Annotated in this window: 4 protein-coding genes and 1 CRISPR repeat array; all 4 genes read left to right on the forward strand. The window is 62.3% G+C overall.

What is annotated here, in order from left to right:
* The first annotated feature begins 2 nt into the window (after positions 1–2).
* Complete coding sequence (gene csb2, locus J8F10_RS16890) at positions 3–1,487, forward strand: type I-G CRISPR-associated protein Csb2 (RefSeq protein ID WP_210655552.1); 1,485 nt, start codon at positions 3–5, stop codon at positions 1,485–1,487.
* Positions 1,484–5,365: a type I-G CRISPR-associated helicase/endonuclease Cas3g gene (gene cas3g / locus J8F10_RS16895; RefSeq protein ID WP_210655554.1), complete on the forward strand. Its 3,882-nt coding sequence runs from the start codon at positions 1,484–1,486 to the stop codon at positions 5,363–5,365. Before csb2 ends, cas3g begins: the two co-directional genes overlap by 4 nt.
* 243 nt (positions 5,366–5,608) lie before the next feature.
* Positions 5,609–13,739: a CRISPR direct-repeat array (repeat unit 36 nt; unit sequence ATCTCCGCGGCTCATAAGCCTCGGCCGAATTGAAGC).
* Between the two features lie 666 nt (positions 13,740–14,405).
* A complete protein-coding gene (locus tag J8F10_RS39895) occupies positions 14,406–14,531 on the forward strand; it encodes a hypothetical protein (protein ID WP_261363065.1) in 126 nt (41 codons plus the stop codon).
* Positions 14,532–14,533: 2 nt separating this feature from the next.
* Positions 14,534–14,848, forward strand: a complete 315-nt coding sequence (locus J8F10_RS39005) for a hypothetical protein (protein WP_246523412.1) — start codon at positions 14,534–14,536, stop codon at positions 14,846–14,848.
* The last annotated feature ends 17 nt before the right edge of the window (positions 14,849–14,865 follow it).

Below are 14,865 nucleotides of genomic sequence, written 5' to 3' on the forward strand. Positions count from 1 at the left end.
CCATGTTCGCCCTCGGAGTCGAGTTCCTGATGGGGCGCGCGATCATCACGCGCGTCGACAACCGCGAAGAACCGGAGTGGCCGCCGCACCCGGACCGCGTGTTCATGGCGCTGGTCGCGGCTTGGGGCGAGGCCGGCGAGGACGCGGACCAGCGCGCCGCCCTCGAATGGCTGGAGAAACTACCAGCCCCTGAGATCGCAGTGCCACTGGATGTATCGACGCGCACGCCGTTCACCAGTTACGTTCCGGTGAACGATGACGGTAGCCCGATGGGGAAGAAAGGGCCGTTCGGTCCAATGGGGAGTTTGCCCCTGGGCCGCAACCGGCAACCGCGCCAGTTCCCCGCTGTCGCGCCCGCGTCGCCGACGTTCTTCCTCCAATGGGAAGTTGACGTTCCCGCGAATCTCCGGCCGGCTCTGGAGCGCGTCTGCGGGTTGGTAACGTACCTCGGGCACTCAGCGTCACCCGTGCGGATGTGGGTCGCGGACCAGTTGCCGGACGATGCGCCGATTTCGTTGCAACCGGACGACAACCGTGCCACGGTGCGCCTGCGCGTGTTCGGCTCCGGGCGCACGGCTTATCTGAAGAACCGTTTCGATGCGAACCTGCGCCCGCAGCCGTCATTGTGGCAGGGGTACGCGCCACCGCGGACGGAATCGAACGCGGACGTGATCGAGGGGCCGTTCGATCCGGGGCTATTTGTGTTTCGCGAACTGCCCGGCAACCGGCGGTACGCGCTCGAATCGTGCGGCATCATCGCCGACGCGATCCGGCGCGAACTGATGCGCCGGCACGGACCGAACGTGCAGAACGCACCCGAATGGCTGAGCGGGCACGCGGCCGACGGATCGCCCAGCAAGTTGTCGCGTCCCGCCTATGTGCCACTCGGGTTCGTCGGTCACGACCACGCTGACGGCCACTTACTCGGCGTGGCGATCGCAGTGCCGAACGATTTCGAGCACACGGCCGAACTGTTCCGACTTCTGAGCGCGCACGACGGGAAGAACCCTCACGAGATCGATGCGGGTGTGCCGTACCTGTCAATGACGGTGCGGAATCCCCATTTGGAGAACCGTGAGATCGGCCAATTCGACCTTGAGTTGGACGAGCGCCCGGAAGGTCGCCGGCAGTTCACACTCAAGACGTTTACCTGGACGAATCCGTCGCGTATCTGGACCACGGTTACACCGGTGATGCTGTCGCAGTTCCCGCGCCGGGAGCTGGGAACCGAAGACGTCATTGTGAAGGCGTGTTTGGACGCCGGCTACCCGGAACCGGTCGCAGTCCGGGTCAGTTCCGCGCCTCTCGTCCGCGGTGTGCCGCACTCGCGGGCGTTCCACGTCAAGCCGCGCGGCGGGCGCCCGCCGCGTCCGCTCACTCACGCCCAAATCGAGTTCCCCATTCGCGTTCGCGGGCCGGTGCTGATCGGCGCCGGTCGTTACGCGGGTTATGGTGTCTGCCGCCCGAGCCACGAGGACCAGTCATGAGTTCGCCCACACCGGACCAGTTTGAGGCGTTCTATAAGGCCGCTAACGGGAAAAAGGACGATCCGAATTTTGGACCGTTCCCGTGGCAGGATCGGTTGGCCGCTCGTGTGTGTGGCGGCGATTGGCCGCGTGCGATTGCGCTACCAACGGCTGCGGGTAAGACCACGTGTATCGACATCGCGGTGTTCGCGTTGGCGTGCGGGGCGGCAGACTTCCGCCAACCTCGCCGCATTTTCTTCGTCGTGGACCGGCGGATCGTCGTCGATCAGGCGTGGATGCACGCAAAGAAACTGGCGAAGGCACTTCACACAGCCAAGTCGGGAATTCTGAAACAGGTCGCGGATGCGCTGCGTGCCATTGCCGAACCGGGGTGGCATGAACTGAGCGAGAAGGAACAGGATGAAGTGCGCCCACTGGATGTGTACGCGCTTCGTGGCGGCATGTACCGCGAGTCGGCGTGGGCACGGTCGCCACTGCAACCCACGGTGATCGCCTCGACGGTCGATCAGATCGGCTCGCGGTTGTTGTTCCGCGGGTACGGTGTGTCCGATTCGATGAAGCCGGTTCACGCGGGGTTGGTGGGCAACGATTCGCTCATCCTGCTCGATGAGGCTCACTGCGCGAAACCGTTCGATCAGACGATGCAGGCGGTCGAGCAGTATCGCACGTGGGGCGAGAAAAACGATGCGCCGCTTCGCTTCGTGTCCATCACCGCGACCCCGTCAGGTGGATTGCCGGAAGCGCAGATCGAACGCGCCGCTGCCGAAGATCTCGCCCACCCAGTGCTGGGCGCGCGGATCAACGCGCGCAAGCCCGCCCGCCTCGTCGTCGCGGAGAAAGCGAAGGGCAAAACTTGGAGGCAGTGGGGAAAGCCGCTCGTCGAGAAGTTGATGGAGCAAGCAAAGGAACTCGCGACCGAGTTCGCGTGCGTCGGGATCATCGTGAACCGCGTCGCAACGGCGCGCGAGTTGGCGAAGAGGCTCGGGGCCGAAGCAGTGCTTCTCACCGGACGAATGCGCCCGCTCGACCGCGACCGCCTGTTCACGGAACGGTTGCAACCACTCCTTTCGGGTGCATCGGGTGAGCCGCCGAAATTCGTAGTTGGGACGCAGTGCCTGGAGTGCGGTGCCGATTTCGATTTCCACGCCCTGGTGACCGAGTGCGCAAGCCTCGACGCACTCCGGCAACGATTCGGGCGACTGAACCGTGTTGCGGCTCGGTCGAATGCGAAAGCAGTGATCGTGATTCGCAGCGACCAGACCGAACCCGAGGAGAAGGAAACCGACCGTGATCCGGTGTACGACAACGCCATCGCGAACACCTGGAATTGGCTGAACGCGAACGCAAAGGACGGTGCGTTCGATTTCGGCGTATCGGCAGTAAATGAGGTGCTCAGCGGCGTTCCGGACGAGAAACTGTCGGAACTGAACGCGCCGTCTAAAGACGCGCCGGTGCTGTTCCCCGCACACCTCGACTGCTGGGTGCAGACGCACCCAATTCCGACGCCCGATCCCGATCCGGCGCTTTTCCTGCACGGCCCGAAGCAAGCGGGTCAGCCGGACGTTCAGATCGTATTCCGCGCCGACCTCGGCGATAACTCGGACCTGTGGGCCGAGATCGTCGCGCTGTGCCCCCCATCGTCGTCCGAAGCCGTCGCTGTACCGATTGGTGTGTTCAAGAAATGGATGACTGACGAACTCGTGACAGACGACACGGCTGATGTGGAAGGCGGAACACCCGAGGAAAAGGACGAGAGCGAAGAGGAGCCGACACCGGGCGAACGGGTCGCGCTACGTTGGAAGGGCGGTGATTCGGACCAGACGCTCGTGCTCACCGTTCCGAGTGACGAGTTCGTCCGCCCCGGCAACCTGTTTGTGGTTCCGTGTTCTGCGCCGGGGATTGAAGGGCTGGGTGATTTTCCTTTTGGTTCCGTGACGGATTACGCAGAGGAAGCGTTTCAACGTTCCCGTGACAAGGCGCTGTTACGGCTGCCGGATTTGGTGATTCCCGAGGACGCCAGCAAGAACGAAGAAATCGAATCGGTCACCGCGGCTATTGAGCGACTGAAAGAACTGTCCAATGGCGACTTACCGGATTGGCGGAAACGGGCAGCGGACCATTTTGCCGAACCCAAGAACCTCCGGCGTTGTGAGATCGAACGCCACCCCCTCGGAGGGTTCGTCATCACCGGTAAGAGGCGCTTGGGTCAGTTCGACCCGACGTACCTGGACGACAGCGAACCGGCCGAGTCGTTCCGCGGTGTCGCGGTCGCACTGAAGGATCACTCTGCCGGGGTCGCGTGGCACGCCGAGCGCTTCGCCAAAGAGTGCGGTTTGGACCGCACGTTATTTACGCAGGCCGGGCTGTGGCACGACCTCGGGAAACTCGATCCGCGGTTCCAAGCGATGCTGCGGCAATCGTCGCCGCGAACCGTGGTGGGTGACCCGTTAGCGAAGTCCGCTCGTTCCCCGCGCACCGAGGTCGAACGTGACGAGGCCCGACAGGTTCACAAATACCCCAAAGGTGCTCGGCACGAGCTACTCTCGGTCGCGTTGGTCACCGAGAAAGTCGGTGCTGATAAGGTCAATGACCTCCTGTTGCACCTGATTGCGACGCACCACGGCTCCGCGCGCCCGTTCGCGTCTCCGGTGGACGATACCACCGACGGAATCGACGCACATCGGCCATTCACGCCCGAGCTGTTCGGCGAGACGTTTCCGTCGATCTCTTGTCGCCAGGATATTCGTGCTTGGAACGCGGAGTTGCCGGAACGGTTCTGGCGGGTGGTTCGTAAGTGCGGTTGGTGGGGATCGGCCTATCACGAAGCCGTATTTCGCCTCGCCGATCACACTCAAAGCGCTGCGGAACAGGAGGCCGAAGTCACTCCGGCCCCGGCCAATACAGCGTGGGTACCGATTTCGACAGACACGGCACAAACCGGGTTACACCCGCTCCCGTTGACCGGCCTTGACGGGTCCAACCCGCTCGCATTCCTTGCAGCGCTGGGTACGCTCGTGGTTTGCGATCAACTATCGCACTCAGCCGAGTCTCCCGATTGGCTCCTCGGGCGCGTTGCGCTGTCCTGGGGGAATGCGGATTCGCCGAACACTCCCATCCTGAACCTGTGCGCCCGACCGCCTTCGCCAATCGAGTTCGCGCAGTTTTTGGCAGATCATCTGAGGCGCACGCCCGAAACTCATTCGATGGCTGCCGCGCTCGCGATCCTCGAGCAAGAGGAGTCGGCCCGTCGGTCTCTCATTCGACCGTTCCACCCGCCAACCGCTACCAATGATCGAGTGGTGCGGGATTGGCTTACTGCGCTGCTCTGCGAGACAAACCCTGCGGTAGCGAGCCAGTTACAGACCGTTCGCCGGGATTATCTGATCGGTAACATTCGCTCGGTAATGCACCGAACCGAGGCGGATCACCTGCGTCGGTCACTATTCGAGCCGTGGGACTATGCCGATTCGCTCAATAATCAGTCGTTGCACTGGGAACCGAGTGAAGACCGCCGTCATGCGTATCAGTGGCTGGTGCCAACGAACGCTCGGAGTCGCGAAACGGGCGGGATGTTGGGAGCGAACCGTCTTGCGCTGGAAGCATGGCCCCTGTTCCCATCGTTCCCAGACGGTGGAGATCGCGTCCGAACGCGCGGCTTCCGGGGAAATCGGGTCGCAAACACGTACTGGATCTGGCCGTTATGGACTTCCCGCTTGACACCGGACGGCGTGGCCCCGATCCTCAGTTTGTCGAAGCTCCAATCCCAATCTCTCGACGCCAACGCACTCCGATGTTTTGGCGTAACGACCGTTTACCAAAGTCAGAGGATCTTGGTGGGCAAAACTCCGAACCTGACCCCGACCCGCGCACTCGTGTGACGCGCCCCGAGGGCGCTGGTGATGAACTCGGCCCCGAGCCGGTTTCGCGCCGTAGGTCTTTGACAACACAGGACATTCCATTGGAGTTGCGGCTCGTAGCCGCTCGCGAGCCGCAACCTCCAAACCCGACAACGACTTGAGGCTCCCATGCCCGCAACGCTCCGGCCTCCCGACCCCGTAAGACGCAACCGCTCGCGGAAGGCGCCCCATTCCGTTGTCACTGCACGTGTTCCAACAATGGCGATCTCCGCGGCTCATAAGCCTCGGCCGAATTGAAGCCGGTATCCAAGTTGCCGATTGGTTGGGTCGGTATGGAGATCTCCGCGGCTCATAAGCCTCGGCCGAATTGAAGCCGCGACAGTTACGCAAATTCCACAAGGGGAAACCGAAACATCTCCGCGGCTCATAAGCCTCGGCCGAATTGAAGCTTCGGAAGTTTATGCCGCTCGCGGACTAGATTATCGCATCTCCGCGGCTCATAAGCCTCGGCCGAATTGAAGCGTGGGGTTAATCTCGATACATTCGCCGGTAGCCACACATCTCCGCGGCTCATAAGCCTCGGCCGAATTGAAGCAATAGTGATCGGTGGAATTTCAACGGCAGATGTTAGAATCTCCGCGGCTCATAAGCCTCGGCCGAATTGAAGCCTTTGTTGTATACCGCCTCAATACCCGGAACGGAACTATATCTCCGCGGCTCATAAGCCTCGGCCGAATTGAAGCACATAGTATTTCATCGTGAACGTGCGCAACAACCGGCATCTCCGCGGCTCATAAGCCTCGGCCGAATTGAAGCGTCATGCGTGCCATTTCTTTTCTCCCGTCTTTAGGTATCTCCGCGGCTCATAAGCCTCGGCCGAATTGAAGCATGTCGTTGCGCCAGATGGCCAAATCAAACACGGGTCGAATCTCCGCGGCTCATAAGCCTCGGCCGAATTGAAGCAGAAATTATTTTTCCGCAACTCCTTAGTGTCGTATTATCTCCGCGGCTCATAAGCCTCGGCCGAATTGAAGCTACTTGTCCTCGTACTCGGTAACGGTGTGCTCGTATCTCCGCGGCTCATAAGCCTCGGCCGAATTGAAGCCTTCTTGACCGTCTTCGTCTTCACCGCCTCGTCGGGATCTCCGCGGCTCATAAGCCTCGGCCGAATTGAAGCAGGGTACAAAACCTCTCCACTCTCGGAGGGGGCTTTATCTCCGCGGCTCATAAGCCTCGGCCGAATTGAAGCTTGCTGTCGGCGTCCGGGCGCTTGAGCGTGTGCCCGGCATCTCCGCGGCTCATAAGCCTCGGCCGAATTGAAGCTCACCGGTCCGAGTGATATTCAGCGCACGATTGAGATCTCCGCGGCTCATAAGCCTCGGCCGAATTGAAGCGGTAGTTCCCGCCGAACCCGTCCGCGGTCGGGAGCCATCTCCGCGGCTCATAAGCCTCGGCCGAATTGAAGCGCCGGCGTCCAGGGTCGCGCTCTCTTTCGGCCGTTCCAATCTCCGCGGCTCATAAGCCTCGGCCGAATTGAAGCCGACCAGTCGGCGTGCGCCTCGCCCCGGAGACCGCGAATCTCCGCGGCTCATAAGCCTCGGCCGAATTGAAGCGTCGTGTACGCAGGATTCACCGGCTCAATCGATCGTATCTCCGCGGCTCATAAGCCTCGGCCGAATTGAAGCGGTCTTTACACCCTTCTGGGTGGTGACTGCGATAAATCTCCGCGGCTCATAAGCCTCGGCCGAATTGAAGCGGGTGGACGTGCTACCACACGCTCGACAGCCGCGGTAGATCTCCGCGGCTCATAAGCCTCGGCCGAATTGAAGCCTCTGTTACGACGCCACGTTGTGGACCGGAATTGCGGGTATCTCCGCGGCTCATAAGCCTCGGCCGAATTGAAGCTACGGGGTGCCGTGGCTCATCATGCCGCAAAAGTTCGCGATCTCCGCGGCTCATAAGCCTCGGCCGAATTGAAGCCGCTGTTGTAGAGCGGTTCCGACCATCGTACATCCCGACATCTCCGCGGCTCATAAGCCTCGGCCGAATTGAAGCACTTCCGCGATCGTGGCCTCTACTTCCGCGGCCTCATCTCCGCGGCTCATAAGCCTCGGCCGAATTGAAGCTACGGGGAGAGGAGAAAAAAGAGTGACGCGCCGGCGCCATCTCCGCGGCTCATAAGCCTCGGCCGAATTGAAGCCAGCACCGGGCCGACCTGCAAGACCTGACGAAAGACATCTCCGCGGCTCATAAGCCTCGGCCGAATTGAAGCCCAATTGTCGCCCGGAGCGCCGAACCGGGGAATCAAATCATCTCCGCGGCTCATAAGCCTCGGCCGAATTGAAGCTTTGTCAAACGTCTTGTCGGCCGCTCTGATCCTGAAATCTCCGCGGCTCATAAGCCTCGGCCGAATTGAAGCACTGTGTACATTGCTTTCTCTCCGGCGACAACTCCGACATCTCCGCGGCTCATAAGCCTCGGCCGAATTGAAGCCACAGCTTCGTTGTCTCGACCGTCTCCGGGCGGATCGTATCTCCGCGGCTCATAAGCCTCGGCCGAATTGAAGCTACGATCAGGTCGAGGCCGTCACGCCCGACTGCTGTTATCTCCGCGGCTCATAAGCCTCGGCCGAATTGAAGCCACTCGTGAGCGTGTAGTTCCCGCCCGCCTCTTGTAATCTCCGCGGCTCATAAGCCTCGGCCGAATTGAAGCTTTAGGCCGCTCGCTTCGTCTTTCACAAGAAGGTCTTGATCTCCGCGGCTCATAAGCCTCGGCCGAATTGAAGCACTAGCACGGGCTTCGATCTCCTCGACTATGGGCATCTCCGCGGCTCATAAGCCTCGGCCGAATTGAAGCTGCTGGTGCTGTGCCGCATACCCCAGCGGGCCCATCGTCATCTCCGCGGCTCATAAGCCTCGGCCGAATTGAAGCGTGGTCAAAACGATCACGTGCCGCCGGTTCAACGGGAATCTCCGCGGCTCATAAGCCTCGGCCGAATTGAAGCGTTATTTCCCCAGAGGCGGGGGCGCGCCCACTCACATCTCCGCGGCTCATAAGCCTCGGCCGAATTGAAGCAGCCCCTCGATCGGCGACAGGTCGAGTTCCGTGCGGGATCTCCGCGGCTCATAAGCCTCGGCCGAATTGAAGCACTCGGCCGCTTCCTTCACGCGGATGCGGGTTGACTTCATCTCCGCGGCTCATAAGCCTCGGCCGAATTGAAGCACGGCCACGAGCACGCCGCGGAACGGCACCAAGTCATCTCCGCGGCTCATAAGCCTCGGCCGAATTGAAGCTCGTACCTCGCGCAAATCCGGTCCAGTTCGGCCCGAATCGTATCTCCGCGGCTCATAAGCCTCGGCCGAATTGAAGCGACTTTGTTGTAACCCACGTAGAGAACCGCGGCAGCCCATCTCCGCGGCTCATAAGCCTCGGCCGAATTGAAGCCCCGCGTGCCTGGCGGTCGGCCAAGAATTGCGGGCATCTCCGCGGCTCATAAGCCTCGGCCGAATTGAAGCTCTACCGACGTGTGGTGCAAGGAAGAGTGGCGCGCGATCTCCGCGGCTCATAAGCCTCGGCCGAATTGAAGCGAGGAACCACCGAACCCCCTCGAAACAAAGAGCGAAGAATCTCCGCGGCTCATAAGCCTCGGCCGAATTGAAGCGAAGTCGCCGAACCCGAACAGCCGACCCGCCAGTAGATCTCCGCGGCTCATAAGCCTCGGCCGAATTGAAGCGGGAGCACAGTGAGTTCGGAGGATGCCGATTGCGAGATCTCCGCGGCTCATAAGCCTCGGCCGAATTGAAGCACGTGCGGATCGGCGCGACGGTAGTGTCGAACGGTGATCTCCGCGGCTCATAAGCCTCGGCCGAATTGAAGCATGGTACGCGACTCGTTCGACCCGACCGTGATCCGGATCTCCGCGGCTCATAAGCCTCGGCCGAATTGAAGCCGTTTGTGGAGAGGCGTCCAGTACAGTATGGGCGTCCATCTCCGCGGCTCATAAGCCTCGGCCGAATTGAAGCGCGGGCGCGAGCAGGCTCGCACCGACTGCCAGGAAATCTCCGCGGCTCATAAGCCTCGGCCGAATTGAAGCGACCGCGCCAAAGCGGACTACACACAACGGTTCGCGGGCATCTCCGCGGCTCATAAGCCTCGGCCGAATTGAAGCTACTGGATAGGCTCGCTGAACTTGGGCGCGTCGGTACATCTCCGCGGCTCATAAGCCTCGGCCGAATTGAAGCCATGACGTGCGATTGGCGACACGCAGCCCGTGCGGAATCTCCGCGGCTCATAAGCCTCGGCCGAATTGAAGCTCCGCTAGGTCGCCGTCGAGGTCCGCAGCCTCTTCCATCTCCGCGGCTCATAAGCCTCGGCCGAATTGAAGCGCGATGTGCGCAGAGCTACTCTACTGCCGAACCGGTGATCTCCGCGGCTCATAAGCCTCGGCCGAATTGAAGCCCTGATGGACCACGGACTGTACTCTCAAGCGGAGTGCGATCTCCGCGGCTCATAAGCCTCGGCCGAATTGAAGCGGCCCACACGTCCCTCACGCGGATACTCGGCGAACTGATCTCCGCGGCTCATAAGCCTCGGCCGAATTGAAGCTGGAACGCGGCAATGTCGCCCCCGCCGTGCCCGATGCATCTCCGCGGCTCATAAGCCTCGGCCGAATTGAAGCCCCTTAATCGTTGTTCCTGGGGGGAGGATGGCTGAGATCTCCGCGGCTCATAAGCCTCAGCCGAATTGAAGCCCCCCTACGCACGATCTAATCCTGGATCATCTTCACATCTCCGCGGCTCATAAGCCTCGGCCGAATTGAAGCCGATCTCTTTGCGGAAGATGCGTGCCGGGGTTTCGAGGATCTCCGCGGCTCATAAGCCTCGGCCGAATTGAAGCTACATATCATAAGCCTTGAGGGCAGCCAGTGCGATAATCTCCGCGGCTCATAAGCCTCGGCCGAATTGAAGCCGGGCTTCATCGCCCTGTGGTTCTTCCTGACGCGCATCTCCGCGGCTCATAAGCCTCGGCCGAATTGAAGCGAGGGGCCACGAGTTCATTCGGCCGTTGAGGGTGCGATCTCCGCGGCTCATAAGCCTCGGCCGAATTGAAGCTACGGTACTCGCGTCACCGTGAACAAGGACGACAAAATCTCCGCGGCTCATAAGCCTCGGCCGAATTGAAGCGCGGTCGGTTCGCCGCTGAATACCGGGGTGACGGAATCTCCGCGGCTCATAAGCCTCGGCCGAATTGAAGCTGTCCGCCCAATCGTGGCGACTCGTCTGGCGGCACGATCTCCGCGGCTCATAAGCCTCGGCCGAATTGAAGCCGGTCCGGCCCCCACTTCGTTACCCACTTGCACCGCGCATCTCCGCGGCTCATAAGCCTCGGCCGAATTGAAGCGAAGTGCGGGGAACCAACGAGGACCGGAACCTTGTTATCTCCGCGGCTCATAAGCCTCGGCCGAATTGAAGCCCCGTTCCGAAAGAAGCACCCGGCACACCTGCGCCATCTCCGCGGCTCATAAGCCTCGGCCGAATTGAAGCCCCGACAGCCCGTAGGGCGGCAGGTACGCGGCCACACCGGATCTCCGCGGCTCATAAGCCTCGGCCGAATTGAAGCCATCCGAGTTGCCCCGCCGCGGCGCCCGACCGTAGCATCTCCGCGGCTCATAAGCCTCGGCCGAATTGAAGCGAGTAGTTCGAGTACCCCCGGCGTCCGCCCGTGAGCCGTATCTCCGCGGCTCATAAGCCTCGGCCGAATTGAAGCCAGGTCCATCATGGACTTGACGAATTGCTTGATCCGGGAATCTCCGCGGCTCATAAGCCTCGGCCGAATTGAAGCCGCGCGTACACCGCCGCCGGCGACGTGCCCAGTGAAATCTCCGCGGCTCATAAGCCTCGGCCGAATTGAAGCACCTTTGCCGGAGCCTTCACATTTGCAGGCCGACCATCTCCGCGGCTCATAAGCCTCGGCCGAATTGAAGCATGGTCCGCGACAGCTTCGACCAAGCGGTGATCGCGGAATCTCCGCGGCTCATAAGCCTCGGCCGAATTGAAGCGTCAGTGGCGTTTATGCTCGGGTCAACCGGCAGGTCGCATCTCCGCGGCTCATAAGCCTCGGCCGAATTGAAGCGACAACTTCACGCCGTGCTACACGCTTGACGTGAAATCTCCGCGGCTCATAAGCCTCGGCCGAATTGAAGCGTGCAACACTGGTCGTGGCGGATGGACACAGGGGGCATCTCCGCGGCTCATAAGCCTCGGCCGAATTGAAGCGTCACGCCCGACAGCCCCTTCTCGAAGCGACCGTCCGCATCTCCGCGGCTCATAAGCCTCGGCCGAATTGAAGCAGGCCAAGCAACGAGCCTCTTAGCCCCGGAATTCAAATCTCCGCGGCTCATAAGCCTCGGCCGAATTGAAGCCTACCACCATTGCGCCCACCCGCCGTGACACCAGTGGGATCTCCGCGGCTCATAAGCCGCGGCCGAATTGAAGCGATGCGGTACACGTGCTCTTTGAGCCGACGCGCCCCATCTCCGCGGCTCATAAGCCGCGGCCGAATTGAAGCGAGGAACGGTACCGCATCACAAATACCCCCTCGTGGATCTCCGCGGCTCATAAGCCGCGGCCGAATTGAAGCCCCGTGACGCAGGCGATGACCTACGCCGCGTCCGAGATCTCCGCGGCTCATAAGCCGCGGCCGAATTGAAGCAACCCCTTCCCGAGACAGCCTGAGCACTTTGCCCCGCATCTCCGCGGCTCATAAGCCGCGGCCGAATTGAAGCTCCCACTCCGCGCGCCACCGCGGATCACCGTCGTCATCTCCGCGGCTCATAAGCCGCGGCCGAATTGAAGCCTGCGGTCGTCACGTTTTCTTCGGCGCCTGCAGGCGCATCTCCGCGGCTCATAAGCCGCGGCCGAATTGAAGCATCGACATGAAGCCCGTGCGGTTCGGCGACTTGCCCTCATCTCCGCGGCTCATAAGCCGCGGCCGAATTGAAGCAACAGCACCATTAGCCCCATGACCGCAAGCGGCGCGAAATCTCCGCGGCTCATAAGCCGCGGCCGAATTGAAGCGCTACGTCTCGAACGTGTGCCCGAAGTTCGGGTACGTGATCTCCGCGGCTCATAAGCCGCGGCCGAATTGAAGCACGGTACGATGGGACTTTGGTCAAGTCCATACCGAGATCTCCGCGGCTCATAAGCCGCGGCCGAATTGAAGCCCACTGGTACTTGTCGGGTAGCTTCCAATACTCCCCATCTCCGCGGCTCATAAGCCGCGGCCGAATTGAAGCTCGAAGCCCGGTCGGGGTTTCGTAGACGACGCTCAGTTGATCTCCGCGGCTCATAAGCCGCGGCCGAATTGAAGCAACGGCGGACACAACCACGGGGCCAAATGAACCGGATCTCCGCGGCTCATAAGCCGCGGCCGAATTGAAGCCGATCCAATCGAGCCAGTTATAAACCTCGATGTCGTCCATCTCCGCGGCTCATAAGCCGCGGCCGAATTGAAGCAGGAAGCACCGCGCCCACGTGCTCTTGCACAACACCAGATCTCCGCGGCTCATAAGCCGCGGCCGAATTGAAGCCTCGCGCGGTACGAGGGCGACCGGGACGTGCCCCAGGTATCTCCGCGGCTCATAAGCCGCGGCCGAATTGAAGCCACCGCGAGAACGTCCGCAACTGGCTGCCGGTGCAGATCTCCGCGGCTCATAAGCCGCGGCCGAATTGAAGCGGGCCCCGGGTTGTCGCCCAGGAACAGAATCCGGATCTCCGCGGCTCATAAGCCGCGGCCGAATTGAAGCCACGCTCACCGGTGAGACGTACCAAAACTAAGGGGCCGCCATCTCCGCGGCTCATAAGCCGCGGCCGAATTGAAGCGACAACCGGTTGACCGTCGCGTCGCTCAGTTCCAAATCTCCGCGGCTCATAAGCCGCGGCCGAATTGAAGCTTCCACACCTTGTTGTTGCCCACCAGGCTCACGGACATCTCCGCGGCTCATAAGCCGCGGCCGAATTGAAGCATTTGCTGTCGATGTGTAAAGGTTATCTCATCGGCAATCTCCGCGGCTCATAAGCCGCGGCCGAATTGAAGCTCGCGAAGGTGACTACCGGAGCACGGGTCGCGCCGGCAGATCTCCGCGGCTCATAAGCCGCGGCCGAATTGAAGCCGAGCCGCCGCCCCGCCGCCGCCCCCGCCCCCGCTCCGATCTCCGCGGCTCATAAGCCGCGGCCGAATTGAAGCAGCCCCGCCACAACAACCCGCCTAGCGGTCGAACCGTGATCTCCGCGGCTCATAAGCCGCGGCCGAATTGAAGCTGGCCACCGCGTGACAGCCAATCGGCCACGGGTTCCGAGTAATCTCCGCGGCTCATAAGCCGCGGCCGAATTGAAGCTTTATTCATTCTTTCTGTACTTTCCGCGAAGTTATAGGCGGTTGGCGTAAGTTGTGGGGTCGGGGTAGACGAGTGCCGGCCCGTCCGGGAGGATGGCGTTACCACACGACCTCCCGACCCGAACGGACGCGGCCATGCCATCTTCGCATACTCCGGCCCCTCGGTGCCACTGGTTTTCAACCCTGGCAAGGCTCTGGACCCGCGGTCCGGGCGGCGCTCGCGGTCCTGTTCCTCGGGATCATCCTGACCCGCGGGCGCCGCACCCTCGCGGGTTGGATCCGGGCCGCCGGGCTGTCGCCCCAGTACCGCCGGTGCTACGCCGCCACGGCCGCGGCCGTGGGGCGCCGCACCGAGCGTATCGCCATGCGGTTGTTGGTCGAGGTTCTCAAGCCCATGGTGGCCGGTGCGCTCGGGTGGTGCTGGCCCTCGACGACACCCCGACGGAGCGGTACGGGCCCAAGGTTCGAGGGGCCGGGGCGCACCACAACCCGACACCCGGGCCGGCCGGGGCCCGTTCGTGTACGGGCACGTGTGGGTGGTCCTCGGGTTGTTGGTGGACACCCCTCGGGGGATTGTGCCCTCCCCTGTTGGCCCGCCTGTACATCCGCCGCAAAGATCTCGGGGCCATCCCGGGCCGGACCGGCCCGAGTTCGCAACAAGTTGGTGATGGCCGTGGACCTGGTCCGGTGGGCCCACGGGTGGCTGAAGACGTGGGGCCGGGCCGTGTGGGTGGTGGCCGACGGGGCGCACGCCAAGGCCCCGGTGCTCAAGGCCCTACTCGCGCCCGGGTGACCATGGTGAGCCGGCTCCGCAAGGACGCGGCCCTGTGGACGGTGCCCCCGGCCCGCGATCCGAGCGCCCGCGGGCGGCCCCGCGTGTACGGGGAGCAGCGGGTGTCGCTCGCCAAGCGGGCCGGGCACAAGGGCGGGTGGACCACGGGCACGTTCACCCTGTATGGGAAGCCCGTGGAGAAGCGGTACAAGACGTTCGAGGCCACGTGGCGGCCGGCCGGGGCACGATCCGGGTCGTCCTGGTGGACGAACCCAAGGGGTGGGTCGCGTTCTTCTGCACGGACCCCACGGCCTCCGTGGCCGACATCCTGGGCCTGATCGCGGACCGGTTCTCG

The sequence above is a fragment of the Gemmata palustris genome, assembly GCF_017939745.1.
In the GTDB taxonomy this organism is placed as follows: domain Bacteria; phylum Planctomycetota; class Planctomycetia; order Gemmatales; family Gemmataceae; genus Gemmata; species Gemmata palustris.

Excerpts from the sequence above, each read along its gene's own strand:
- csb2 (WP_210655552.1), top strand. The coding sequence starts at position 3 with ATGTTCGCCCTCGGAGTCGAGTTCCTGATGGGGCGCGCGATCATCACG.
- cas3g (WP_210655554.1), top strand. The coding sequence starts at position 1,484 with ATGAGTTCGCCCACACCGGACCAGTTTGAGGCGTTCTATAAGGCCGCT.
- J8F10_RS39895 (WP_261363065.1), top strand. The coding sequence starts at position 14,406 with ATGGCCGTGGACCTGGTCCGGTGGGCCCACGGGTGGCTGAAGACGTGG.
- J8F10_RS39005 (WP_246523412.1), top strand. The coding sequence starts at position 14,534 with ATGGTGAGCCGGCTCCGCAAGGACGCGGCCCTGTGGACGGTGCCCCCG.